The sequence below is a fragment of the Candidatus Methylomirabilota bacterium genome (assembly GCA_036005065.1).
In the GTDB taxonomy this organism is placed as follows: domain Bacteria; phylum Methylomirabilota; class Methylomirabilia; order Rokubacteriales; family DASRDR01; genus DASYQW01.
This window is the reverse complement of sequence record DASYQW010000119.1, coordinates 1-24,994: the sequence shown is the minus strand read 5'-3', so window position 1 is coordinate 24,994 and position 24,994 is coordinate 1. Positions and strand designations below refer to the sequence as shown.

The window sequence follows — 24,994 nt, the reverse complement described above, 5'->3', positions numbered from 1 at the left end:
CCGGCTCACAACCCGAGGAAGACCTTCTTCACCTCGTCGGAGGCGAGGAGGGCCGCGGCCGCGCCGTCGAGCAGGACGTGGCCGGACTCCAAGATGTACCCCCGGTGGGCGAGCGAGAGCGCGAGCTGGACGTTCTGCTCGATGAACAGCACGGTGATGCCGTCGGTCCGGTTGATCTGGCGCAGGACCTCCAGGATCTCGGCCACGACACGCGGCGCCAGACCCAGGGTGGGCTCGTCCACCATCAGGAAGCGCGGCCGCGACATCAGCCCCCGGGCGATGGCCACCATCTGCTGCTCGCCGCCGGAGAGGGTGTGCGCCAGCTGGTCCTGGCGGGGGCGTAGGATCGGGAACAGGGACTCGACCCAGTCGAGCGTCGCGGGGCGATGCCGGCGGGCCTCGCCGGAATAGGCGCCGAGGAGCAGGTTCTGACGGACGGTGAGGTAGGGGAAGAGTCGCCGCCGCTCCAGGACGTGGGCCAGCCCCTCGGCGACCCGCCGGTGGGCGGGCAGGCGATCGAGCGGGCGGCCGCGGAACTCGATCCGCCCGTCCCGCGGCGCGACCAGCCCGGAGACCGTGTTGAGAATGGTCGACTTGCCGGCGCCGTTGGGGCCGAGGAGCGCGACGATCTCGCCCTCGTCGACGCGGAGCGAGACGTCCCAGAGGACCTGGAAGTCCCCATAGGCGACGCTCAGACCCTCGACGCGGAGCATCGGGCCGGCGTCCGGTCCAGTGCTCACGACGCGTAGGCGGCGCCGAGGTAGGCCTCGATGAGCGCCCGGTTCCGGACGACCTCGGCCGGCGCCCCGTCGGCGATCTTCTGGCCGAGGTGGAGCGCGACGATGCGGGTGGCCGCGCTCATGATGACCCGCATGTTGTGCTCGATGACCACCAGGGTGACCCCCTCGTCGCGCAGGCGGCCGATGAGCTCGACGAGCGCGGGGATCGAGCGCTGATCGACGCCGCCCGTCACCTCGTCGAGGAGGAGGAGGCGCGGGCGGGTGGCCATCGCGCGCGCCATCTCGAGCCGCTTCCGCTGCCCGGTGGAGAGCTCCCGGCCGAAGGCCTCGGCCTTGTCCGTGAGCCCCACCAGCGCGAGGCACCGGCGGGCGGCGTCGCGGGCTGACCGGGGGTCGGGGTCGTGGAGGAGCGCGCCGACGGTGACGTTCTCCAGCGCGGTCATGCCCGCGAACGGCCGGAGCTTCTGGAAGGTGCGGCCGACGCCCCGCCGGTTGATCTGGTCCGGGCGGAGCCCGGTGATCGGCGTGCCCTCGAGGCGGATCTCGCCCGCATCGGGCCGGTAGAACCCGGTGATGACGTCGAAGAGCGTGGACTTGCCGGCGCCGTTCGGCCCGATGACGCCGACGATCTCGCCGGGGCCCACGCTGAACGAGACGTCGGCGTTGGCGATGACGCCGCCGAACCGCTTGGTCACGCCCCGGACCTCCAGGAGGCTCATCCGGTGCCCGCCCGCGCCGCGGCCGGCAGCGGCGCCGACGGCCTCCGCCCTCCGCGCCCCAGGCGGCCGAGGAGCCCCGCCAGCCCGGCCGGCTGGAAGACGGCGACCAGGACGATGAGGGCGCCATAGATCATGAGGTCGACGGCCTTGCCGGTGCCGCCGAAGTAGACGCGGGTGGCCTCGGAGAGCGGGATCAGGATGACCGCGCCCAGGAAGGGCCCCCACAGCGTTCCCACCCCGCCGAGGACGGCGACCAGGCAGATCAAGATCGACAGCGACAGCGGGAAGACCGACTCGGGGTCGATGAACAGGACGTACTGGGCGTAGAACGAGCCGCCCAGCGCGGTGAAGGCCGCCGACAGGGCGATGGCTGCCAGCTTGTAGCGGGCGAGCGGGATCCCGAGGCTGGATGCGGCGTCCGCGTCCTCGCGGATCGCGCGGAAGTAGTAGCCCGGGCGGGAGCGCTCGACCAGCGCGGTCAGCGCGAACACGCACGCGAAGAGTCCGAGCGCGATGTAGTAGTACGGCCACTTGGCCCGGTGGAACTGGAAGTTGACGAAGGTCTCCGGCTTGATCGGGAGCGACAGCCCCCGGGCGCCCCCGAGGGCGTCCCAGTTGATCATGATGGTCTGCACGATCTCGCCGATGGCGATGGTGGCGATCGCGAAGTAGTGGCCGCGGAGCCGGAAGCAGGGGAAGCCGATGGCCTGGGAGACCAGGACGGCCAGGCCCATGCCGGCCAGCATCCCCAGCCACGGCGAGAGCTCCCACCGCATGAGGAGCGCCGAGGAGGTGTAGGCGCCGATCCCGAAGAAGACCGCGTTGCCGAGCGAGATCTGGCCGCAGTAGCCCCCGAGCAGGTTCCACGCCTGGGCGAGCAGCGCGTAGAGGAAGATCTTGATCATGATGTCGCGCGGGTAGGGGCGGGTGAAGACGGCGGGGTAGGCGAGCAGCGCCAGGCCGAGCGCGACCCCGAGCGCAACCCGGAGCCGGCGCGCACGCATCAAAATTTCCCGAACAGGCCCTGGGGCCGCCAGACCACCACCGCCAGGTACAGGCCGAAGACCCCGACGTACTTGAAGGCCGGCGCCCAGAGGCCGACCAGGACCTCCACCAGCCCGACCAGCACGCCGGCCGCCAGGGTGGCCGGGACGTTGCCGAAGCCGCCCAGGGCCACCGTCACGTAGGCGAGGAGCGCGAAGACGCTCCCCACGTCCGGGAAGACATAGAAGAAGTTGACCAGGAGCGCGCCCGAGACGCCCACGCAGGCCGCCCCGATGCCCCAGCCCAGCGCGAACATCCGCTCGGTGTCGATCCCCATGAGGGCGGCCGCCTGCCGGTCCTGGGCCGTCGCCTGGAGGGCCAACCCGGTCTCGGTCCGCGTGATGAACCAGTAGAGGAGCCCGAACGCGGCCAGGGCGGCCAGCGCCGCCGTGAGCTGCGGGGTGCCCACGAAGATCCCGAACAGGGAGAGCCGCCCGCTCACCCACGGGTTCTGGACGAGCCGGAAGTCGGGCGTCCAGAGGAACTGGGCGGCGCTGCGCAGAAAGACGGCCAGCCCGAAGGTGGCGAACACCTGGGCCAGCATCGGGGCGGCCAGGATCCGGCTGATGACGCCCTTGTAGACGACGACGCCCAGGAGGAAGAGGAGCGCGGTCGAGCCCGGCAGCGCGACCAGCGGGTCGAGGTGCCCCAGGGTCCACGCCCAGAAGGTGGCGAACATGGCGAGCATGAGGAACTCGCCGTGGGCGAAGTTCACGATCTCCATGAGGCCGAAGATCAGGGAGAGGCCCGCCGCGATCAGGGCGTAGACGAAGCCCATCAGGAGGCCGGAGACGAGGCTCTGGACGACGATCTCGGCCGTCACGTGGCTCGCGCGGGAGAGGCGAGTACCGGACGCGTGCCTGTGCCGGCGATGGTAGCAGAGGGCGGAGCCCCCCGGCAAGTCGCCCCAGGGCCGAGCGGACCCGCGTCAGTCGACGCGGAGGAAGCCAACCCGGCCGTCCGGCTCCTTCCCGGCGAAGTAGGCCTCCACCGCGAGCGACGGCAGCAGCTCGTGGAGGGCCCGGGCCATCTGCCGGAGGCCCTCGAGCTGGCGATCTTTCCCTGAGTCTGGCCCCGCCGGGCCGGCCGCGAGCCGATGGAGGAGCGCCGGGATCATCCGCTCGTCGTCGTGCCAGGCGCAGTCCTCGTGGCCCACGAGAACTGCGCGCCTGAGCCGGTGATGCTCCACCAGGAACTTCACCCAGCGGTGGCCCGCCCAGGCGAACTTCGGCAGGTACTCGGTCAGCAGCAGGAACTGCGGTCCTCCCGGCACCGCGAGGGAGTCGTAGGTCCCCTCGGGCAGCGCGAGGTGGCGCTCGAGGAACTCCCGCACATAGGGCGCGAACGCGTTGCTGCCGCAGGTGACGACCAGCGTCGCGCTGCCCTTGTCGGTGAACGGCGTCTGTGATCGGTAGACCGGGGTCGCCATCCAGCCGGTCCCTAGCTCTTGTCCTTGATCACCGTCCGGCCGTCACCCTCCTCCCGCACTCCGGCCTTCCCGAGCAGTCCCGTGAGATCGATGCCGAGCGCCTTGGAGGTCTGGAGCAGGCCGAACAGCGTCGTCGGGACCGTGCTGGCGAGCCGCGTCAGGGTACTGCCGCCGTCCCCGTGCCCCCCGCTGTCGACCATGACGAGCCGGTCGATGTTTCCGAGCGGAGCCGCCACCGCCCCGGCCACCGGCGCGAACGCCTTGATGACCTCGGGGAAGCGCTCCAGTACGAGCAACGTCTTCGAGGACTCGTCGAGCTTGGCGAACGCTTCGGCCTTCTTGAGGGCGCCCTCGGCCTCGGCCAGGAGCTTCGCCTTCACTCCGTTGGCCTCGGCCAGGAGCTTGGCCTGGATGCCCTCGGCCTCGGCCAGGAGCTTGGCCTTGATGCCTTCGGCCTCCGCCACCAGCTTGGCCTTGAGGGCGTCGGCCTCTCCGAGGCCTTCCAGCGCGTGACGCTGGCGCTCGGCGTCGGCGATCGCGACGATCGCCGTCTTCCGGCCCTCGGCCTCCAGGATCTCCTTCTGCTTCTGGGCCTCGGCCGCCAGGATCGTCTTCTGCCGCTCGGCATCGGCCGGCTTGACGACCTCGGCCAGGAGTTGCTGCTGGCGTCGGACCGCCTCGGCCTCGGCCACCTCCGTCTGCTTCTTGGTGCGCGCCAGCTCGATCAGCACCTCCTGCTCGACGACTTCCTGGCGGGCCTTGGCCTCGGCCAGCGGGCCGGCCTGTTGGGCGCGCGCCTGCTGGCCCTGGACCTCGGCCGCGTACTGCGCCTTCTTGACGTCGCGCTCCTTCTCGGCTTGCGCGATGAGGGCCAGGTTCTCGTTCTCGCGCTCCTTGCCCTCGCGAATCGCGGTGGTCGAGCTGATCGTCGCCTCGCGGGCGGCGGACGCCTCGCCGATCTGCGCGTCGCGCTTGACCTCGGCCGTCCGCTTCTTGCCGAGGGCCTGGATGTAGCCCTCCTTGTCCTCGATCTTCTGGACGGTCAGGACGTCGACCCCGAGGCCGATCTTGGCCAGGTCGGAGGTCGCCTCCGTCAGCACCTCCTGGTTGAACTTCTGGCGGTCCCGGACGATCTCCTCGACCGTGAGCCGGCCGACGATCGAGCGGAGGTGCCCTTCCAGGTTCTTGTAGGCGATCTCCTTGATGTCGCTGTGGGCGAGCCCGAGGAAGCGCTCGGCGGCCGCGATGAGCGACTGCTCGTCGTTGCGGATCTTGACGTTGGCCACCCCCTGGACGCTGACCAGGACGCCGTCCTTGTTGGGCACGTCCTTCACGTCGAGGTCGATGGGGAACACCATCAGGTCCATGTAGGTGACGGCCTCGAGGATGGGCCACCGGAGCCGGGCGCCGCCCGTCACCAGCCGGAAGCCGATCGTGCGCCCGTCGGGCGTCCGGTGCTTCCGCCCGTAGAAGACTGCCACCTTGTTGGGCGGCACCTTGATGTAGTTTCGCGTCGCCGTCATCAGGACGATCAGGACGACGAGCGCGATGAGGACGATCAGCACCGGGCCCAGGGTCCCCCCCAGCCCGAACAGACTCGACAGCCCGAGCAACTCGGTCATCGCCGGCCTCCTTGCCTCATGCCTCAGGGCACCGGCTCGACGACCACCGTCGCCCCGTAGACGTCCTTGATTCGCACGACGGCGCCCTCGGCAATCGCCCGGCTCCCGAAAGTGCGGGCCATGCGCCGCGTCGTCTGCCCGCCGATCGGGCAGGTCACCTCGCCGACCCCGTCAGCCGGGATCGCCACCGTCACCCGGCCCTCGATGCCCACCAGATCCTGGTCGCCGACGAGCGAGCTGGCCTCCTGGGAATGGATGAGCCGCATCGCGACCAGGTAGATACCGCTCAGCACGATCCCGCTCAGGACACCGAGGAAGGAGGCGATCAGCGCCCTTCCCTCGCGGGCGGGGAGGTAGAGGCTCGCCACGGCGCCGACGGCCCCGAAGCCGGTGAGGAACACCCCGACGATGCGAGGGCTCAAGTAGCCATGCCCGCCGGCGTCGATGTCGGCGTGCAGGTCGAGGTCGTGGCCGACGAGCACCGAGACGGCGAGAAAGAGGAGACCGACCACCGCCAACGCCAGGAAGACGAGTATCAGGGCCGCTCCTCCCTTCGCGCGTGAGCCCCCGAGGGCTCTGTGGCGGGACTCTATGCCCAGAGACCCGAGGCCGTCAAGGCTTGGCCACGATTCGCCGACGCGAGGAGCTCCCGTAGGGCTTTTCCCCTTGACACGAGGCGGCGGGTTCCACTACAAAAGAATCGCGGCTTGTGATCCTCGGAACAAGCGGGGCGGGGTCGAGGCATCCCGCCTCTCAGGCCCGATTTCCGGGAGTTCCCAGCGGGACAAGTGTGCGAAAGCCCGACGCCTGCCTGAGGCGCCACCGCCCGTCCGGCGCTCACCTCTTGCCCCTCCTGCTCGCGGCCAGCGCCGTCGCCCTGTGTCTTGCCGCGCCGCCGGCGCTCGCCCAGGAGCAGAAGGAGGCCGCCTACCGCGCCTTCCCGTACTTCGGGTCCCGCCTGATCGTCTGGGTCGTCGCCCAGATCCACCTGAACTTCGCCGCGTTCATCCTCGGCGTCCCGATCTTCGCCGTGATCATCGAGTTCATGGGCTGGAAGATCGGCGCCGACAACCCGGAAGGCCGGCGCTACGACTGGCTGGCCCACGAGTTCGTCAAGCTGACCTTCGCGGCCTTTTCGACGACGGCCTTGCTCGGCGGAGGGCTCCTCTTCCTCCTGATCACCCTCTACCCGAGGCTCTGGACCTACCTGAGCGCGATCTTCGCGCCGACCATGTGGCTCTACGTCGCCCTCTTCTTCCTCGAGACCTTCGCCGTCTACCTCTGGTACTACGGCTGGGACTGGCTCTCGGGTCCGCGGAAGGGGCTTCATCTCTCGCTGGGGGTCCTGTCGAACCTGCTGGGAACGGCCATCCTCGTCGTCTCGAACTCCTGGGTGACCTTCATGGTCTCGCCGCGCGGGGTGGACGAGGCGGGGAAGTTCACGGGCACGCTCTGGCAGGCGATCAACAACTACACCTGGATGCCGGTCAACATCCACCGCCTGATCGCCAACATCGTCTTCGGAGGCACCGTGGCCGCCGCCTATGCGGCGTTTCGGTTCCTGGGGGCGCAGACCGAGGAGGAGCGGGCGCAGTACGACTGGATGGGATACATCGGGAACTTCGTCGCGGTGTCGGCGCTCATGGTGCTGCCCTTCGCCGGCTACTGGCTCGGATTCGAGATCTACGGCTTCAACCAGACGATGGGCATCACCATGATGGGCGGCTTCATGTCCTGGCTCTGGATCGTCCAGGCCATCATCATCGGGGTGCTCTTTCTCGGCTCCAACTACTACCTCTGGCTCGGAATGGAGCGGATCCCCGGGTCCGAGCGCTACCGGCCCTACATCAAGTACATGCTCTTCATCATCGCGGTCGGCTTCATGGTGTGGGCGACGCCGCACACCCTCATCGTCTCGGTGGAGGAGGTGCGGCGGATGGGCGGGACGCACCACAAGGTGCTGGGCGTATTCGGCGTCATGTCGGCCAAGAACACGGCGGTGAACCTCCTGATCCTGACGACCTTCCTGTCCTACCTCCTCTACCGGCGCGCCAACAAGCTCTCGATCCGGTCCTGGACCCGGGTCGGGATGGCCGCCCAGTGGGTGACGTTCGGGGTGGCCGCCACCATCGTGGTGGCCCTCGGGGTCTGGGGCTACTTCGTCGAGCCGATCACGCGCATCCGGCGATTCTCGCCGCTCCAGGTGGCGGTGGTCCTGCTCACCATCGTGATCGTGATGGCGATCGACATCCCGATGTTCAAGGGCGCCCGGTCTACCGGCGTCATCCGCTGGGGGACGATCGCCCCGCGCTCCCAGTACGTGCTGATCCTGCTGGCGGTGTCCTTCACCTGGCTCATGGGCCTGATGGGCTTCGCGCGCTCGGGGATCCGGCAGCACTGGCACATCTACGGGGTTTTACAAGATACCTCCCCCGACGCGGTGACGCCGGCCCTCGGCTACGCGGCCAACGTCATCTCGGTCACGACGATCCTGTTCTTCGCCATGGTGATGTTCATCTTCTGGCTGGGCGGGCTCGGCGCCCGGGGGGCCGAGGCGGGGCACGCCGCCCACGGGGTGCCGGGCGGGGCGCCCCAGCCGCTGCCGATCAGCGGCGGGGTCACGGGCGGTGCCGACCGTCGAGGGCGTTGAGCCGTGCGGGTCCCGGTCACCCTCAAGGTGAGCGCCTTCGCGCTGGTGGTGATGGGGGCCTACACCTGGTACGCCAACTCGATTCCTCAGCTCGAGTCGAAGCCCCCCGAGGAGCTCTCGCTCGAGGGCGGCACTGTCACCCCGCAACAGCTCGTCGCCGCCGGAGAGAAGATCTTCCAGGGGAAGGGCCAGTGCACGACCTGCCACGGGATTGGACGGGCCGGGCGAGGACCCGATCTGGCGGGGGTCGGCGCGCGGGCGGCGACGCGCAAGCCGGGGATGAACGCGAAGGCGTACATCGTCGAGTCCCTCGTCTCCCCCGGCGCCTATGTCGTGGAGGGCTTCCCCAACATCATGCCGAAAGTCGACCGGCCGCCCATCGCGCTCAACCGGAGCGAGCTGTGGGCCACCGCGGCCTTTCTCGAGGGCCAGGGGGGGACCGTGGACGTCAAGCTCGAGGACATCCCGGCCACGGCCGGGGCGGGGACCGGCGGCGCCCAGGGGGCCGCCGCGATCGAATTGCCCGGGGATCCCAAGGCCGGCCAGGCCGTCTTCGCGGGGAAGGGCACCTGCATCGCCTGCCATAGCGCGGGGCCCGTGGCCGGCGGAAAGGTCGGGCCGGATCTCTCGAACATCGCCGGAAGCCAGACGCTCGACTACATCATGGGCAAGGTGCTGAACCCGGCTTCCAAGGGCGTCGTGTCCGGATACCCGGCGGGTGTGATGCCGCCGACCTTCGGTCAGACGCTCACCGCGCGCGAGTACATCGATCTGATCGCGTTCCTCGCGACGCTCAAGGGCGGCGCCCCGGGCGGTGCCAGTCCGGCGCCGGCGCCTCCGGCGGCCGCCCCGAAAAAGTCCTAGGTCGCGTCATGGCCCAGCCCCGGGGCAAGTTCCTCCAGGCGGTCCTCGTCCTCGTCGTCGCGTTCCTCGTCTTCCGGTACGGCATCCAGCCGCCGATGCCGTTCAGCCTCCTCTCGCTCTACATGGCCATCACGCTCCTGGCCGTGCTGGTCTACGTGTCCTCGGATTCCGCGTCCTGGCGGGGGTTCCTGGGACCGATGTGGACGACGCTGAGCGAGCCCCGCCGGCGTCCGGTGCGGCTGGCGCTGGGGGTGCTGTTCCCTCTGCTCGCGGGCTACTACGCCTACTCCCAGGCCGCCGCCAAGGCCGAGGCGCCCGTCGAGCTCCGCGCGATTCACCCGGCGCCCCCGGCCACCATCGCGTTCCGGGGCAAGAACATCGATCTCCAGGATCCCCAGACGCCGGTCCGCAAGGCCATCGGGCAGAACGCGGCCAGCCGCGACGCGCACCTGGCCGCCGGCGGCGCCGTCTACATCCAGAACTGCGTCTACTGCCACGGCGACAACCTGGACGGAAAGGGGCACTTCGCCCACGGCTTCAACCCGCAACCGGCGGACTTCACCGACCCCGGGACGATCGCCCAGCTCTCCGAGGGCTTCCTCTTCTGGCGGATCGCCAAGGGCGGCCCCGGCCTGCCCAGAGAATCGACGCCGTGGAACTCGGCGATGCCCGCCTGGGAGGACAAGCTCACCGAGGAGCAGATCTGGCAGGTGATCTACTACCTCTACGAGACGACGGGCTACCCGCCGCGCGTCATGCTGGCCCGCGAGGGCGCCGCGCGGCCGGGGATTCCCCGGTGGGACCGGCTGGCATCGCTCGTCTCGCGGGGTGTGGCCGCCCTCCAACCCTCAGACGCCGGCGCGCAGGCCGGGGACCCCGGCCGTGGCAAGCCGCTCTACGAGGCCAAGTGCGCGCTCTGTCACGGAGCGTCCGGCAAGGGGGACGGGCCGGCGGCCGAGCGCCTGCTCCCCAAGCCGCGCGACTTCACCGCGGGCAAGTTCAAGATCCGGAGCACGCCATCCGGTCAGCTCCCGACCGATCAGGACCTTTTCCAGGTGATCACCGGCGGGATGCCCGGCACATCGATGCCGGCCTGGAAGGTCCTGCCCGAGAAGGACCGCTGGGCCCTGGTCGCCTACGTCAAGACGTTCGCCGAGGGGTTCAAGGGCGCCAAGCCGGAGCTCGCCAAGCTCCCGGGCGAGGTGTCCTCCTCGGAGGCGTCGATCAAGCGCGGCAAGGAGATGTTCGAGGCGATCGAGTGCAACAAGTGCCACGGCCCGGCGGGCCGGGGCGATCCGGCGCCCGGGTCCGACCTGAAGGACGACTGGGGGACCCCCGTCCGCCCGGCGAACCTGCACAAGCCCTGGACCTTCCGCGGCGGGCCCGGGCGGAAGGACGTGGCGACGCGACTCTCGACAGGGCTGATGGGCACCCCGATGCCGACGTTCGCCGATTCGGTCGAGAAGCCCGAAGACGTCTGGCACCTCGCCAACTATGTCCGCTCCCTCGGGGAGGAGCGACCCAACTGGGCCAGCTTCCTCCAGATCCGCGCGGCGAGCGGGGAGGTGCCCTCGGACCCCAACGCGGAGTTCTGGCGGAAGATGCCGGGGACGAACTTCCCGATGGTCGGCCAGGTGATCGTCGACCCGCGGAACTTCAACCCGACGGTGGACATGATCACGGTCCGCGCGGTCTACACGGCACGCGAGATCGCCTTTCACCTGACCTGGGACGACCCCACCGACTCCGACCCCAAGAAGGGGGCCCCGAAGCCGGACATGGTCGCGCTCCAGTTCCCGACCGGGGGCGGCGACTCGGGCGAGCGCCCGTACTTCCTCATGGGGGACAGCAACAACTCGGTCTACCTCCTGACCTGGCAAGCGGGGACCGGGGTCGGCGAGGCCACCGCGGTCGGGGCCGGGAAGATCTCGCCGCAGAACGGGGAGTCGATCCAGGCCAGGGGGCAGGCGGTCTACGACGCCGGGCAGTACCGGGTCGTCATCCGCCGGCCCCGGGAGACGCCCGACAAGGCCGATTTCATCTTTCCCGCGCACGACTTCTTTCCCATCGCGTTCTGGGTCTGGGATGGCTCCGAGGGAGACGAGGGGGCGAAGGCCGCGGTTTCCTCGTGGTACTATGTGCGGTTAGAGGCACCGCCGTCCAAGCGGCAGTTCGTGATCCCGCCCATCGCGGCCCTGGTCACCGTCGCGGCCGAGCTCGGACTCGTGCGGTGGGCCGGGCGCCGGCGTGGCCGCGAGGCGTAGGGGCCAGCCGCGGCCGGGGCTCAACCGATCGTTCACGGAGGAGGAAGGAGTTCCCATGCAAATCCGCGTCATCGCCACGCTGCTCGTCGTCGGACTCCTGGCGGCGGCCGCCCTGCTCGGGTGGAACCCGCCGGCCGGGGCCCAGGGGGGTGGGACCATCACCGGCGAGGTCAAGGTCACCGGGACGCCGCCGGCCCCCAAGGTGGTGAAGGTCAACAAGGACAACCAGGTATGCGGTGACCAGAAGAAGATCGCGGATGTGGCGGTGGGGCCAGGCAACGGACTGGCCGAAGCCGTCGTGGCGGTCACCGACGTCAAGGGGCCCAAGGCGGCGAAGAAGGCCACGCTCGACCAGAAGGGCTGCGAGTTCCGTCCCGAGGTGCTCGTCATGGGGCCCGGGGAGGTCGACATCCTCAACTCGGACGGGATCCTCCACAACATCCACACCTTCTCGACCGCCAACTCGCCCATCAACAAGGCCCAGCCGAAGTTCAAGAAGGTGATGACCGAGAAGATCGAGAAGCCCGAGGCCGTCAAGGTCGCGTGCGATGTCCATAGCTGGATGCATGGCTGGATCTACGTGACCGAGAGCCCGGCGGCCGTGACGGACGAGAAGGGCAGCTTCAAGCTCGAGAACGTGCCGCCCGGCAAGCACAAGGTCGAGGTCTGGCACCCCGTCCTCGGCAAGCAGTCGAAGGACGTCGAGGTCAAGGCGGGGCAGGAGGCGAAGGTCAGCTTCGAGCTCCCGGCCAAGAAATAGCTCCGAGGGGGTGAGCGGAGGGGGCGCCGGCCCCCTCCGAAGATTCGCCCTTGACACCGTGCGGCCCCCGACGATAATGAGAGGCGCCTAAAGTGCCATTTTTTCAGCGAAGTCACGAGATTGTGAAACGTCGGACAAGGCTCCGCCCGAGGGGTAGACCGTCATGATGAGGTGGCTGCCGGAGAACATCTCCACCTATGGAGCCGAAATCGACTGGCTCTTCTACCTCATCTACTACATCACCGGCGTGACGTTCATCCTGGTGGCGGGCGCCATGATCATCTTCCTGGTGGCCTACCGCCACCGGGAGGGACGGCGGGCGACCTACACCCACGGGAACGCCACCCTCGAGATCGTCTGGACGATCGTCCCCGCGCTCATCCTGGTGATCCTCACCTTCCTCTCGGTTCCCGGCTGGACCCGGATCAAGAGCCGGCTTCCCGAGTCCGACATCCACATCCGGATCACGGCCAAGCAGTTCAACTGGGAGGTGACCTACCCGGGGCCCGACGGGAAGTTCGAGACCGAGGACGACCAGACCTTCGATAACGAGGTCCACGTCCCGGTCGGCAAGCCGGTCATCCTGCACCTGACCTCGCGGGACGTGATCCACAGCGTGTTCATCCCCCAGGCCCGGTTCAAGCAGGACGCCGTGCCGGGCCGCGTGATCCACCAGTGGGTCGAGGTGACGAAGCCCGGCAAATACGAGATCCCGTGTGCCGAGCTCTGCGGGTTCGGGCACTCGGGGATGAAGGGCTTCCTGTTCGTCCACACCGCGGAAGAGTACCAGCAGTGGCTCAAGGAGAAGTGGCCCTCCTAGTGCGGCCTCCACCCGATTCGCCCGAAACCGCCGACTCTGGCGCACTCGCGCGGGCAACCGTTCGAGGGGGATAAAGGACGATGGCGCATCCAGCAGCCGCGACGGCCAGCGCGCACGACGTGCATGCCCACGAGCTGGGCTTCGTGCGGACCTACATCTTCTCGACCGACCACAAGATGATCGCCCGCCAGTTCCTCTTCCTGGGCCTCTTCATGATGGTCATCGGCGGCCTGCTGGCGCTCTTCCTCCGGTGGCAGCTGGCGTGGCCGGAGACCCCGGTGCCCCTGGTCGGGCGGCTCATCTGGCCCGACAGCGAGGGGGTCATCTCGCCCGCCGTCTACAACATGATGTTCACGATGCACGCCACCATCATGATCTTCTTCGTGATCATGCCGATCCTGGCGGGGGCGTTCGGGAACTTCCTGATCCCCCTGATGGTCGGGGCGCGGGACATGGCGTTCCCCCGGCTGAACATGCTCTCCTTCTGGGCGGGGGCCCTGGCCGGGCTCCTGATGCTGGCCGGCTTCTTCGTGGAGGGCGGGCACGCCGCCGCCGGGTGGACCTCGTACGCCCCGCTCTCGGCCATCCCCCAGTACTCCGGCGTCAACTGGGGCCAGAACCTCTGGTGCATCAGCCTGTTCGTCCTCGGCGTCTCCTCCATGATGGGCTCCATCAACTACATCACGACGATCGTGAACATGCGCGCGCCCGGCATGACGATGTTCCGGATGCCGCTGGTCATCTGGGCGATGTTCATCACGGCCATCCTCCTCCTGCTCGCCCTCCCGGTCCTGACGTCGGCTGTCGCCATGCTGCTCTTCGACCGCGTCTTCGGAACCAACTGGTTCAATCCCGCCGGGGGCGGGGAGCCCCTGCTCTGGCAGCATCTCTTCTGGTTCTTCGGTCATCCGGAGGTCTACATCCTGATCCTGCCGGCGATGGGGATCGCCTCCGACGTGCTCTCGGTCTTCGCCCGGAAGCCGATCTTCGGCTACCGCGCGATGGCCTTCTCCATCATCGGCATCGCCTTCCTCTCCTGGGTCGTGTACGGCCACCACATGTTCGTGAGCGGCATGAACCCGGCCCTCGGGACCTCCTTCATGATCACGACGATGGTCATCGCCGTCCCCTCGGCCATCAAGACGTTCAACTGGCTGGGGACCCTGTGGGGCGGGAACATCCGGTTCACCGTTCCCATGCTGAACGGGCTGGCCTTCGTGTCGATGTTCGTGATCGGGGGGCTCAGCGGGATCTTCATGGCCTCCACGCCGGTGGACATCTTCATCCAGGACACCTACTTCATCGTGGCCCACATCCACTACGTGGTCTTCGGCGGCTCCATCTTCGGGGCGTTCGCCGGCATCTACTACTGGTTCCCGAAGATGTTCGGCCGGATGATGAACGACACGCTCGGGAAGCTCCATTTCTGGCCGACGTTCGTGTTCTTCAACTTCGTCTTCTTCCCGATGCACATCCTCGGGGTGGGCGGCATGATGCGCCGGATCTACAACCCGATGCAGTACGAGTTCCTGACGTGGACCGAGCCCTGGAACATCTTCATCAGCGTCAGCGCCTTCCTGCTCGGCCTGGGCCAGATCCCGTTCGTGATCAATTTCCTCTGGAGCCTCTTCAAAGGGCCGAAGGCGCCCCTGAATCCCTGGAGCGCCAACACGCTGGAGTGGACGGCGCCGTCGCCTCCACCCCACGGGAACTGGGGCGCTGCCCTGCCCGTCGTCTACCGCGGGCCCTACGAGTACAGCTCGCCGGAGGTACCCGAGGACTACCTGCCCCAGACGCGACGGCTCACCACAGCGGGCGCGTCCTCGCGCGCGCACTGAGAGTTCCGTGAAGGAATTGCCGTGACGACGGCGTCGGCGCCCATGCGCTGGGCGCACCGCCTGGCGCTCGTCACCGTCGGCGCGACGCTCGTGCTGATCGTGGCCGGCGGGCTCGTGACGAACACCGGGGCCGCGCTGGCGGTTCCCGACTGGCCGACCACGTTCGGCCACAACATGTTTCTCTATCCCTGGTCGCAGATGGTCGGGGGCGTCCTCTACGAGCACAGTCATCGTCTCCTGGGGGCACTGGTCGGGTTCCTGACGCTCGGCCTGGCGACCGTGCTCTGGTTCGGCGACCGGCAGGGCCGGCTCCGGCTGCTCGGGCTGGCGGCCGTCGTCCTGGTGGGCGGGCAGGGGCTGCTCGGCGGGCTGCGGGTGCTCCTCCTGCGGGATACGCTGGCGATCGTCCACGGCTGCCTGGCTCAGGCCTTCTTCGCCCTGACGGTGGCGCTCGCCGTCTTCACCGCCCCGGCCTGGCGAGCGCCGGTGGCGCCCCTCCCGGCGGCCGAGGCCCGCCGCTTGTGGGGGCTCGCGGTGGCGGCGACCGCCGCGCTCTATCTCCAGATCGTGCTGGGTGCCCTGACGACGCACGCCGGCCGGATCGACTGGCACCTGGGCGGCGCCGTCGTGGCGACGCTCGCCGTGGCGCTCCTCGCGCTACGCGTGCTCGCTCGGCACCGGGCGCGGGCGGCGCTCGCCTGGCCGGCCGGGACCCTGCTGAGCCTCCTCGCGCTTCAGCTCGGGCTCGGGCTCGGCGCCTACGTCGCGCGCTTCACGGGGTTCGCCGTGCCCGGCGGTGTCCTCGGCGGCCTGGTGCTGCCGGTCGCCCACCGGGCCACCGCCGCTCTGCTCCTCGGCGGGGCGGTCATGCTCGTGCTCACGCTCGGGCGGCTCGGCGGGGCCGAAGCGGCCGAGGCCCGGGCGCAGCTGCCGGCGGGGCCGGGCGCGCAGGGGGTGGCGGCATGATCTCGCGGACGGGGACGCTGCCGGGGGCGCCGGCCGTGGCTCTCGCCGGCGCCCGCCGGCGACTCGCCGACTTCGTGACGTTGACGAAGCCCCGGGTCGTCCTCATGGTCCTGGTGACGACGTTCGTCGGCTATTACCTGGGCTCGGTCGGCGGCCAGGACTACGTCCGCCTCGCCCACACGCTGCTCGGGACCGCACTGGCGGCGGCCGGCACGCTGGCGCTCAATCAGTTCCTCGAGCGGGACGTCGATTCGCGGATGCAGCGCACGCGTGGCCGACCCCTGCCCGACGGTCGCCTGCAGCCGGGGGAGGCGCTCGTCTTCGGGACGCTGACGACGGCGGCGGGACTCGCCTACCTTGCCCTGACTGTCGGGCCTGCCAGCGTCCTGGTGACGGTAGCGACGGTGGGCCTCTACCTCTTCGCCTACACGCCGCTCAAGCGCGTCACGCCGCTGTGCATGGTGATCGGCGCTGTCCCGGGCGCCCTGCCCCCCGTGACGGGCTGGGTGGCGGCGCGCGGCGACCTGGGGCCGGGCGCGGCGGTGCTGTTCGCGATCCTGTTCCTGTGGCAGCTCCCGCACACGCTGGCCATCGCCCGGCTCTACCGTGAGGACTACGCGCGGGCCGGCATCCGCGTCCTGCCCGTCGTCGACCCCGACGGCGCGAGCACCGAGCGCCAGATCGTGGCGGGGTGTCTCGCCCTCCTCGCGGTGGGGCTCCTGCCGACGCTGATCGGGCTCGCGGGCGCGGTGTACTTCTTCGGCGCTCTGACCCTGGGAGGGCTCTTCCTGGCCTGTGGCATGGCGCAGGCGGTCGCGCCCTCGCCGCCGGCGGCCCGGCGGCTGCTCCTGGCCTCCGTGCTGTATTTGCCGATACTGCTGGTGCTGATGGCGCTCGACAAGGTGAGCTGACGGCCGTGCCGATACCCGTCGCAGCCCGTCGTCCTCGGCCGTCGCCAGCCCTCAACGTATGCGGCATACGCCTCGGGCCGGCTCCGGCCTGCGTCCTAGGGCTGCTCGGGTCTCGGCCCGGCCGTGAGTTCAGGGCCGTGCCGATCCCCGTCGCCGCTCTGCGTGCTCGGCCGGGCCAACGGGGTGAGCGATGCCCGCGCTGATCGACCGCGGGCAGGCGACGGAGCCGACTCTGGCCGAGCGGAACCGCCGGACCGCGCGGCTGCTCGTCGCCTTGATCGTGTTCCTCGTGATCGTCTCCATCGTCGTGATCTGGGTGCGCAACTGAGAGACCGATGCCGATCATCGAGCCCGACCTCCAGCGGCGTGTCGGCGGGCCCCCGAGCCGCGAGCTGGGCCGCGACTGGCAGCCGCCGGTCCCGCCGCCCCGCGGGAACGGGGACGACGGCGGATCCGGGCCGGAGGCGTATCCCCCGTACTCGAACGCCCGCCTCGGGATGCTGATGCTGCTCACGGGAGAGACGGTCCTGTTCGGCGGGCTGGTGGCCGCTTTCCTGGTCCTGCGCCTCGGCGCCAGCGTGTGGCCGCCTCCCGGTCAGCCGCGACTTCCGGTGGGGGTCACGGCCGTCAACACGCTGGTCCTGATCGGCTCGAGCTATACGCTGGCTCGCGCGCTCCGCGCCGTCCGCCAGGGCGACCAGCGCGGCCTGGTCCGCGGCCTCGCCCGAACCGCCGGCCTCGGCGCGCTGTTCCTGGCGGTGCAGGGCGCCGAGTGGATCCGCCTGGTCGGGTTCGGCCTGACCGCGTCTTCGGGAATCTACGGCGGCACGTTCTACACGCTGATCGGAACCCACGGCGCGCACGTCCTGGGGGCCCTGACCTGGCTCCTGATCGTCCTGGCGTGGGCGGCGCGCGGCCGCTACACGCCACGGGAGTACGTGAGCCTGGCGACCTGCGCGATGTACTGGCACTTCGTGGTGGCTCTGTGGCCGATTCTCTACATCCTCGTCTATCTCGTGTGAGGGTCGCCGGATGACGCCTACAAGGAGACCAGACCGTGACTGAAGCCGCGCTGCCTCACCCGGCCGTCGAGCCGGCCGAGTCGCCGCTCACCCCCGAGAGCTGGGGGAAGCTCGGAATGTGGATCTTCCTGGCGGGAGACGCCGTGGGGTTCGGCGTGCTGCTGGCCTCCTACGGGGCGGTCCGGGCTTCCAGCGCGGATTGGCCGCCGCCCGCCGTCCACTTCGGGATCAACATTCCGGCCGTCATGACCTTCATCCTGATCTGCTCGAGCGTCACGATGGTCAAGGCGCTCGAGTGGATCCAGCGCGGGGACATGCGGCGGGCGCGGAGCCGCCTGCTATGGACCATGGGCGGGGGGCTGCTCTTCCTCGGAATGCAGGGGTACGAGTGGACGCACCTGATCGAACAGGGGATGCGAGTCTTCGGGAATCCCTGGGGAGCCGCGCTCTTCGGGGCCAGCTTCTACATCATCACGGGCTTCCACGGGCTCCACGTGACCGGCGGCGTGATCTACCTGGCGGTGGTCCGGGCGGCGATCTCCCGCTTCCAGGACCAGCGCTACAACTACATGATCACCGAGATCGTCGGACTCTACTGGCATTTCGTGGACCTCGTGTGGATCATGGTGTTCACGCTCATCTACCTGCTCTGAGATCCGGGGATGGGGGACGCGATGGCTGAGGCACACGCCCACAAGAGCCCGAACTACATGGCCGTCTTCTACTGGCTCGCGGTACTGACGGTGCTGGAGGTCGGCGCCTATTTCCTGCCGCCGCCCACCAAGTGGGTGCTCTTGGTCGCGCTCGCGCTCTCGAAGGCGGCCCTGGTGGCGATGTACTTCATGCATCTCCGCTTCGAGACCCGGACCCTGGCCTACATCGCTCTGACCCCGCTCGCCATCGGGACGCTGCTCGTGCTGATCATCATGCCTGACAGTCGCGCCGTGGACCACAAGACGGCCGAGTCGGCGAAGGTCGAAGCCCCGGCGAAACACTGACTGTGCCCCAGCCAGAGGTGGGCAGATGGACCTCGCACGGTCACGGCGGCTGCTGGGTCGGGGCCTCCGTCTGCAGTGCCCTCGCTGTGGCGCCGGCGGCATGTTCGAGGGATGGTTTCGCATGCGGTCGCGCTGCCCTGGCTGCGGGCTCGTCTTCGAGCGCGAGCCGGGCTACTTCGTGGGGGCCATCTACCTGAACTACGGCGCGACGGTGGTGATCGCCCTCCTCGGTTACTTCGGGCTGGGCGCCTGGCTCGGCCTCACCGTCGGGCAGCAGCTCGCGATCTGGGGCACGTTCGCCGTCCTCTTCCCGCTCTGGTTTTTCCGGTACAGCAAGAGCCTCTGGCTGAGTCTCGACAATTTCGTCGACCCGACCGACGCCCGCTTCGGATGCTGAGCTCCACCGGTGCGGACCCGGTAGGCCGAGGGTGGGGTGAAGGCCGATTTCGTGCGTAACGCCGACGACCGCGGCTCCGGGATGCGACGGTTGTCGGCCTGACACCGGAGGCGCTCATGTTCCGGAAGATCTACGTGCCGGTCGACAACTCGGACTACTCGAACCGCGCCATCGACCTGGCCGTCGAGCTCGGGAAGGCGTTCGGGTCCGAGCTGGTCGGCTGCCACGTCTACGCGGCCCGGCTCCACGACTACCGGTTCAAGCAGATGGAGTACACGCTGCCGGACGAGTACAAGGATGAGACGGAGCTCGAGCGCCAGCGGAAGATCCACGATTCGCTGATCGCGATGGGCCTGCAGCTCATCTCCGACTCGTACCTCGACGTGATAGGCAAGAAGGCGGAGGCGGCCGGGCTCCCGTTCGAGCGGCGGATGATGGACGGCAAGCATTACAAGGCCCTCATCGAGGACGTCCGGGCCGGGGACTACGATCTGGTGGTGATCGGCGCGCTGGGGCTGGGCGCCGTCAGGGACAGCCAGCTCGGCTCGGTGACGGAGCGCTTCGTCCGGCGGGTGCCGATCGACACGCTCGTCGTTCGCAACCCCGATCCCCTGGAAGCCCAGCAGGGCGCCATCGTGGTCGGACTCGACGGGAGTCCCCAGTCATTCCGGGGACTCCAGATCGGCGTGGCCCTGGCCAAGAGGCTCGGCCGGGCGCTCCACGCCGTCGCCGTCTACGATCCCTATCTCCACTACGCGATGTTCAACGGCATCGTCGGCGTCCTTTCCGAGAAAGCCTCGAAGGTGTTCCGCTTCAAGGAGCAGGAGCAGCTCCACGAGGAGATCATCGACACCGGGCTGGCCAAGATCTACCAGTCGCACCTCGAGATCGGGCGGAAGCTGGCCCGGGACGCGGAGGTGGACCTGGCGATCACGCTGCTCGACGGGAAGTGCTTCGAGAAGCTCCTCCAGTTTTGCCGGAAGGAGCACCCCTGGCTCCTGATCCTGGGGCGGGTCGGGGTCCACTCGGACGAGAACGAGGCCGACCTCGGCTCCAACACGGAGAACCTCCTGCGGCTCGCCCCCTGCAACGTCCTCCTCACCGGCGGGAGGTTCTACCCGCCGCTCGACGTGAAGGCCGAGGAGATCATCTCCTGGACGGAGGAGGCCGAGGCTCGCATGAAGCGGGTCCCGGCCCAGGTGGCCGGGGTCGCCCGGACGGCGCTCCTGCGCTACGCCATCGAGCAGGGGCATACGGTCATCACCTCCAAGGTCATCGACGAGGCGATGGCGATCTTCATGCCGAGCCGCCTGGCCGAGAAGATGCAGATCATGGCCGAGGACCTGGCGGTCGCCAAGCTACGGGCCGAGGAGGCGCCGGTGTCGGCCATCTGTTCCATCTGCGGTTACGCGGTCAAGGGCCCGAACCCGGTGGTGAAGTGCCCGGTCTGCGGCGCCGGCCCGGAGGCGTTCTCGCTCATCGACCGGCAGGTCGTCGAGGCGATCGCCACCGCCGAGGGCGGCATCGCCGAGGAAGAGGTGATGCCCGGCGTCTCGGTCCGGTGGGCCAACGACGCCCGCGAGGGGCTTCGCGAGGTCACCGACGCCTACCTCCGCCGGCGGGCCAAGGCCCGAATCGAGAAGTACGCCCGCTCGCGCCGGATCCCGGTGATCACCAAGGAGCTGGCCTTCCCCCTGATCGAGGAGACGGTGGGCCGGGACAAGCTGGGCGCCGGCTGGGAGACCCTCATCGCCAACACCCGGTTCGAGCCGGCCAGCCTCCGAGAGGTGGCGGCGCCGTCCGGCGAGTTCACCTGGACGGAAGACGCGGTGGCCCGCCTCAACCGCGTCCCGGCCGGGTTCATGCGGGACATGACCCGAGAGGAGATCGAGCGGGTCGCGCGCGCGAAGCAGGTGGGGGTCGTCGATCTCGCGATGTGCGAGGAGGGGATCGGGCACGCGCGCAACACGATGAACGAGGTCATCGCCGGCTACATCCGCGACAAAAAGCCCGAGACTCCCTCTCCCTCCTAGGGAGAGGGTGGGGTGAGGGTCTCGCCGCGTCGCCGGACCCCTCACCCTAACCCTCTCCCCCCCACAGGGGGAGAGGGGAGGATCGAATGACGTACAAGGCATACGCCGTTTCCTGGAACCTCACTCAGCGCTGCAACCTCTTCTGCGCCCACTGCTACATGAGCGCGGCGCCGGGCGCGAGCGCGTCCGGCGAGCTCTCGACCGAGGAGTGCCGCCGGGTGATGACCGACATCGCCCGCGTCAACCCCGATGTGTTCCTGATCCTCACCGGGGGCGAGCCGCTGCTCCGGCCGGACATCTTCGAGCTCGCCGCCCGGGGGCGCGACCACGGATTCACGGTCGTCCTCGGCACCAACGGCGTGCTCCTGCGCGAGAAGCAGGCGCGGCGCCTCCGCGAGCACGGGGTGCAGGGGGCATCGCTCAGCCTCGACTCGATCGATCCCGCGCGGCACGATCGCTTCCGGCACCAGCCCGGCGCCTGGCAGGGCGCCGTCCGAGCGACCCAGGCGCTCCGGGCCGAGGGGCTCGACTTCTCGATTCACATGAGCGTGACCGACTGGAACCTGGGCGAGATCCCCGCCATGATCGACCTGGCCCGGGAACTTCAGGCGCGTGTCCTCAACTTCTTCTTCCTCGTCCGCACGGGTCGGGGCGAGCAGCTGACCGACATCACCGCCGCCCAGTACGAGACGATCCTCGGCTACCTGGCGCGCGTCCAGGGGGTGGGCGCCGGGCCGACGCCGCGGCCCTCCCCCGTCGAGGGCGCGGAGGATCCGTGGAGCGTGCCGGCGGGCCGGGCCGGCGACCTTCTCATCCGGGCCAAATGCGCCCCGCACTTCCGCCGCATCCTCTGGGAACTCGACCCGCGCTCGCCGCTCCTCGCCAACTACGCGCACGGGTCCTGCCCGGCCGGCAAGTACTACTGCCGGATCACCCCCGAGGGGGACGTCACGCCCTGTCCGTACATGCCCGTCAGCGCCGGGAACCTGCGTCAGGTGAGCTTCGCCGAGCTGTGGGCGCGGGGCCGGGTGTTCCAGGACCTCCGGGAGCCGCGGCTGGGCGGCCGCTGCGGAGCGTGCGAGTTCCAGGTGATCTGCGGCGGCTGCCGGTGCCGGGCCTACGCGACATCCGGCGACTACCTGGCCGAGGATCCGGCCTGCGCGTACCAGCCGGGTCGGCACGGTGGTGAGATTCTCCGCCTGCCCGCCGCCCAGACGTTCGGCCTCGAGGCGCGGTTCACGCTCGCCTGGGAGCCGGCCGCCCGGGCGCGTCTCGACGCCATCCCCGCCTTCGCCCGGGCCATGGTCGTCCAGGCAGTCGAGGCGTACGCCCGGCGCCAGGGGCAGGGGCGTGTCACGCCGGCCCTCATGACCGAGGTGCGGGCCCAGTGGGGAGTCACCCCGGGCCGATCGTTTACCCCGCGCCCCGCGCCGGCCCCGCCGGCCGGCTGAGGCCGCGTGGCGATGCGCGAGGCGAAGTTTCGTCAGGCGGCCCTCGCGTACCGGATCTACGGCGTGATCTACCTCGTCGGCGCCGTGTACCTCGTCCTGGTCGGCGTCGGGGCACGTGGCACGACCGGGCCGGGGCCGGGCTGGCTCCTCGTCTTCGCCTTCACGCTCGGCCTCCTCTTCGTGGTGCTCTTCCCCTGGCTCATCGCCCGCGGGCCGCACGGATGGGGCTACCTCTGGTTCACCCGCCTCCTGGCGGTGTTTCTCCTGGTCCGGGTCGTCGGCGTGGCGCGGGTCGCGCGTGCCCCGAGCGTGCCGACGGTGCCGTTGCCCGGGGGAGGCGAGGTGTCCATGTCCCTCGGTGCCACCGTCTTCGCCCTGATCGCGCTCGCGACGGCGGTGATGGTGGCGCGGGCGGGCTGGAACCTTCCACCGTGAGGCCGCCCGGCGAGGTCCGCTGGACCCCCGAGGCCGAGGAGCGCCTCCAGCGTGCGCCGGTCTTCCTGCGCGGCATGGTGCGGCGGCTGGCCGAGCGGCGTGCCCGCGCCGAGGGGATTCCGGTCATCACGCCCGAGCTGATGACGCGCTACAAGCAGGAGATGATGGGACTGGCCGCCTCCGGCGGCTACGCGATCCCCGGGACGGCCGCCCCGCCCGCCCTGCCGTGGACGTCCGAGGCCGACGCGCTCCTGGCCTCGATCCCGGAGTTCATGCGACCCATCACCCGGCGGATCTGCGAGGAGCTCGCCCTCGAGCAAGGCGCCTCCCGCATCACCCCCGCACTCATCCGGGAGGCGGAGGGGTTGGCCGAGGCGGAGGTGCCGGCCGAGCCCCTGCCGTGGACGCCCGAGGCCGACACCCTCCTGCTGGCACGGCTCGGCAGGACGCCGCCGATGATGGCGGACTTCGTCATGCTGCTCTTCAAGCGCGACGTGGAGGCCGAGGCCCGGCGACGCGGCGAGTCGGCCGTCACCGCGGAAGTCTTCCGGCGGGTGTGGGTTGCCGGCCGGGAAGAGCCGGTCGAGTGGGCGCCCGACGCCTGGGAGCGGCTCCAGACCGCGCCCGAGTTCGTGCGCGAGGGCATCCGGAAGGCGGCCGAACGGCGCGCCCGGCGCCTGGGCGCGCGTGTGATCACCTCCCCGCTCCTCACCCGGTTCCGTAACCAGGCGATGATGAAGGCCGTGAAGCGCATCCGGGAGCTCGGCTTCGCCGAGCTCACCTTCGACGCCTTCGACGCCGCCAAGGAGCGGCTCCGCATCGTCAGCCTCAACCCCGAGGCGCAGGAGCGGCTGGACCGGATCCGCCGGTACTTCGAGACCGAGCGGGCGGGCCGATCCGGCGACTTCCTCGGCCATGAGCTGATGCAGCGCTTCCGGACATACCTCGAGGACCCGTCGGCGGCGCCGCTCGACACCTCCGACGAGGGCCTGGCGCCGTGAAGCGGTATCGGGACATCCAGGGGGACGGCGGCTCGAACATCGTCGGCCAGATCGCCGAGCAACACGCCCGGCTCCGCGCCCGGCTGGCGGCCATCCGGCGCACGGTGGCCGTCGTCTCGGGCAAGGGCGGCGTCGGCAAGAGCTCGGTGACCGCGAACCTCGGGGCGGCGCTGGCCGCCGAGGGGTACGCCGTCGGCGTGCTGGACGCGGATCTGAATGGGCCCTCGATCGCCAAGATGCTCGGCGTGCGCGGTCAGACGCTCCGGGTCACCGAGGCGGGCGTCGAGCCGGCGCGGTCCGCCGAGGGGATCCGGGTCCTCTCGATGGACCTCCTGCTCCCGTCCGACGACACGCCCGTCGTGTGGAACGCGCCCACCCAGACCGACGCCCACACCTGGCGCGGGACGATGGAGGCCAACGCCCTGCGCGAGTTCCTGACCGACACGGCATGGGGCGCCCTGGACGTCCTGCTGCTCGATCTCCCGCCCGGCGTCGACCGGCTGCCGACGCTGGCCGGCCTGCTGCCCGACCTCACGGGCGCCGTGGTCGTCACCATTCCGTCGGAGGTCTCCCACCTGGTCGTCCGCCGATCGATCGCCCTGGCGCGCGAGGCGGGCACGCCGCTGCTCGGCCTGGTGGAGAACATGGCCGGCTACGTCTGCCTCCAGTGCGGCAGCCTCGGCGCCCTCTTCGACGGCCCGGGCGGCGAGCGCCTGGCCCTGCACTGCGGGATTCCCTTCCTCGGCCAGATCCCGTTCGATCCTCGACTGGCCGGGGCGGCGGACCGGGGCCGGCCGTTCGTCCTCGAGCACGGCGAGAGTCCGACGGGCCGGGCGCTCCGGGAGGTGGCGGCCCGCCTCGCGAGCGCAGTCCTGCGGGCGTAGGTCATGGATCGGACCGGCGGCGAATGGGTCGTGGACGCGCTGGCCGCCGAGGGAGTCCGCCACGTCTTCGGGATCCCGGGTGTCCACAACCTGGCCATCTACGACGCCCTCCTCCGCCAGACGACGATTCGCCACATCCTGGCGCG

General features: G+C 69.8%; 26 protein-coding genes. 19 read left to right on the top strand and 7 right to left on the bottom strand.

All coding sequences use genetic code 11. From position 1 onward, the window contains the following. Positions 1–5 precede the first annotated feature (5 nt). The 7 genes from VGW35_08695 to VGW35_08665 all read right to left on the bottom strand — a co-directional run bounded on the left by VGW35_08695 (position 6) and on the right by VGW35_08665 (position 6,066). Positions 6–713, bottom strand: a complete 708-nt coding sequence (locus tag VGW35_08695) for an ABC transporter ATP-binding protein (protein ID HEV8307734.1) — start codon at positions 711–713, stop codon at positions 6–8. A 23-nt stretch (positions 714–736) separates the two neighbouring features. Then, positions 737–1,459, bottom strand: a complete 723-nt coding sequence (locus tag VGW35_08690; protein ID HEV8307733.1) for an ABC transporter ATP-binding protein — start codon at positions 1,457–1,459, stop codon at positions 737–739. Beyond that, positions 1,456–2,463, bottom strand: coding sequence for a branched-chain amino acid ABC transporter permease (locus VGW35_08685; protein ID HEV8307732.1), 1,008 nt, complete (start codon positions 2,461–2,463; stop codon positions 1,456–1,458). Before VGW35_08685 ends, VGW35_08690 begins: the two co-directional genes overlap by 4 nt. Then, complete coding sequence (locus VGW35_08680; protein HEV8307731.1) at positions 2,463–3,326, bottom strand: branched-chain amino acid ABC transporter permease; 864 nt, start codon at positions 3,324–3,326, stop codon at positions 2,463–2,465. Before VGW35_08680 ends, VGW35_08685 begins: the two co-directional genes overlap by 1 nt. A gap of 105 nt (positions 3,327–3,431) precedes the next feature. After that, positions 3,432–3,932, bottom strand: coding sequence for a hypothetical protein (locus VGW35_08675; GenBank protein ID HEV8307730.1), 501 nt, complete (start codon positions 3,930–3,932; stop codon positions 3,432–3,434). 11 nt (positions 3,933–3,943) lie between these two features. After that, complete coding sequence (locus VGW35_08670; protein HEV8307729.1) at positions 3,944–5,554, bottom strand: SPFH domain-containing protein; 1,611 nt, start codon at positions 5,552–5,554, stop codon at positions 3,944–3,946. 23 nt (positions 5,555–5,577) lie between these two features. Beyond that, on the bottom strand, positions 5,578–6,066 hold the full coding sequence (locus VGW35_08665; protein HEV8307728.1) for an NfeD family protein: 489 nt from the start codon (positions 6,064–6,066) through the stop codon (positions 5,578–5,580). A 278-nt stretch (positions 6,067–6,344) separates the two neighbouring features. On the opposite strand from VGW35_08665, the gene VGW35_08660 reads away from it, so the two are divergent. The 19 genes from VGW35_08660 to VGW35_08570 form a co-directional block, all read left to right on the top strand. Beyond that, the gene (locus VGW35_08660; GenBank protein ID HEV8307727.1) at positions 6,345–8,204 is read left to right on the top strand and encodes a cytochrome ubiquinol oxidase subunit I; all 1,860 of its coding nucleotides are present in this window, start codon (positions 6,345–6,347) and stop codon (positions 8,202–8,204) included. 3 nt (positions 8,205–8,207) lie between these two features. Then, entirely contained in the window at positions 8,208–9,068 is an 861-nt protein-coding gene (locus VGW35_08655; GenBank protein ID HEV8307726.1) for a cytochrome c, read from the top strand. 8 nt (positions 9,069–9,076) lie between these two features. Next, on the top strand, positions 9,077–11,332 hold the full coding sequence (locus tag VGW35_08650) for a c-type cytochrome (GenBank protein ID HEV8307725.1): 2,256 nt from the start codon (positions 9,077–9,079) through the stop codon (positions 11,330–11,332). A 55-nt stretch (positions 11,333–11,387) separates the two neighbouring features. Further along, positions 11,388–12,092, top strand: coding sequence for a carboxypeptidase regulatory-like domain-containing protein (locus VGW35_08645; protein ID HEV8307724.1), 705 nt, complete (start codon positions 11,388–11,390; stop codon positions 12,090–12,092). Between the two features lie 163 nt (positions 12,093–12,255). Next, complete coding sequence (gene coxB, locus VGW35_08640; GenBank protein ID HEV8307723.1) at positions 12,256–12,912, top strand: cytochrome c oxidase subunit II; 657 nt, start codon at positions 12,256–12,258, stop codon at positions 12,910–12,912. A gap of 80 nt (positions 12,913–12,992) precedes the next feature. Further along, complete coding sequence (locus VGW35_08635) at positions 12,993–14,750, top strand: cbb3-type cytochrome c oxidase subunit I (GenBank protein HEV8307722.1); 1,758 nt, start codon at positions 12,993–12,995, stop codon at positions 14,748–14,750. A 21-nt stretch (positions 14,751–14,771) separates the two neighbouring features. Continuing rightward, positions 14,772–15,716: a COX15/CtaA family protein gene (locus VGW35_08630; GenBank protein ID HEV8307721.1), complete on the top strand. Its 945-nt coding sequence runs from the start codon at positions 14,772–14,774 to the stop codon at positions 15,714–15,716. Next, positions 15,713–16,627 (top strand): heme o synthase, encoded by a 915-nt coding sequence (gene cyoE, locus VGW35_08625; protein ID HEV8307720.1) that lies wholly within the window; start codon positions 15,713–15,715, stop codon positions 16,625–16,627. The genes VGW35_08630 and cyoE overlap by 4 nt, the downstream gene beginning before the upstream one ends. Before the next feature lie 190 nt (positions 16,628–16,817). Beyond that, positions 16,818–16,955, top strand: a complete 138-nt coding sequence (locus VGW35_08620) for a hypothetical protein (protein ID HEV8307719.1) — start codon at positions 16,818–16,820, stop codon at positions 16,953–16,955. 7 nt (positions 16,956–16,962) lie between these two features. Then, positions 16,963–17,649, top strand: coding sequence for a cytochrome c oxidase subunit 3 (locus VGW35_08615; GenBank protein ID HEV8307718.1), 687 nt, complete (start codon positions 16,963–16,965; stop codon positions 17,647–17,649). A gap of 35 nt (positions 17,650–17,684) precedes the next feature. Then, a complete protein-coding gene (locus VGW35_08610; GenBank protein ID HEV8307717.1) occupies positions 17,685–18,302 on the top strand; it encodes a cytochrome c oxidase subunit 3 in 618 nt (205 codons plus the stop codon). 21 nt (positions 18,303–18,323) lie between these two features. After that, on the top strand, positions 18,324–18,647 hold the full coding sequence (locus VGW35_08605) for a cytochrome C oxidase subunit IV family protein (protein ID HEV8307716.1): 324 nt from the start codon (positions 18,324–18,326) through the stop codon (positions 18,645–18,647). A 25-nt stretch (positions 18,648–18,672) separates the two neighbouring features. Further along, positions 18,673–19,044, top strand: coding sequence for a DUF983 domain-containing protein (locus tag VGW35_08600; protein HEV8307715.1), 372 nt, complete (start codon positions 18,673–18,675; stop codon positions 19,042–19,044). 116 nt (positions 19,045–19,160) lie between these two features. Next, the gene (locus VGW35_08595; protein HEV8307714.1) at positions 19,161–21,077 is read left to right on the top strand and encodes a universal stress protein; all 1,917 of its coding nucleotides are present in this window, start codon (positions 19,161–19,163) and stop codon (positions 21,075–21,077) included. Positions 21,078–21,163: 86 nt separating this feature from the next. Continuing rightward, positions 21,164–22,528: a radical SAM protein gene (locus tag VGW35_08590; protein HEV8307713.1), complete on the top strand. Its 1,365-nt coding sequence runs from the start codon at positions 21,164–21,166 to the stop codon at positions 22,526–22,528. A gap of 6 nt (positions 22,529–22,534) precedes the next feature. After that, entirely contained in the window at positions 22,535–22,963 is a 429-nt protein-coding gene (locus VGW35_08585) for a hypothetical protein (GenBank protein ID HEV8307712.1), read from the top strand. Next, positions 22,960–23,964 carry a PCP reductase family protein gene (locus tag VGW35_08580; GenBank protein HEV8307711.1) on the top strand — a complete coding sequence of 335 codons (1,005 nt, stop codon included), beginning with the start codon at positions 22,960–22,962 and terminating at the stop codon, positions 23,962–23,964. The genes VGW35_08585 and VGW35_08580 overlap by 4 nt, the downstream gene beginning before the upstream one ends. After that, positions 23,961–24,848, top strand: a complete 888-nt coding sequence (locus VGW35_08575; GenBank protein ID HEV8307710.1) for an Mrp/NBP35 family ATP-binding protein — start codon at positions 23,961–23,963, stop codon at positions 24,846–24,848. Before VGW35_08580 ends, VGW35_08575 begins: the two co-directional genes overlap by 4 nt. Before the next feature lie 3 nt (positions 24,849–24,851). After that, a partial coding sequence (locus VGW35_08570) for a thiamine pyrophosphate-binding protein (protein ID HEV8307709.1) occupies positions 24,852–24,994 on the top strand: 143 nt, incomplete at its 3' end.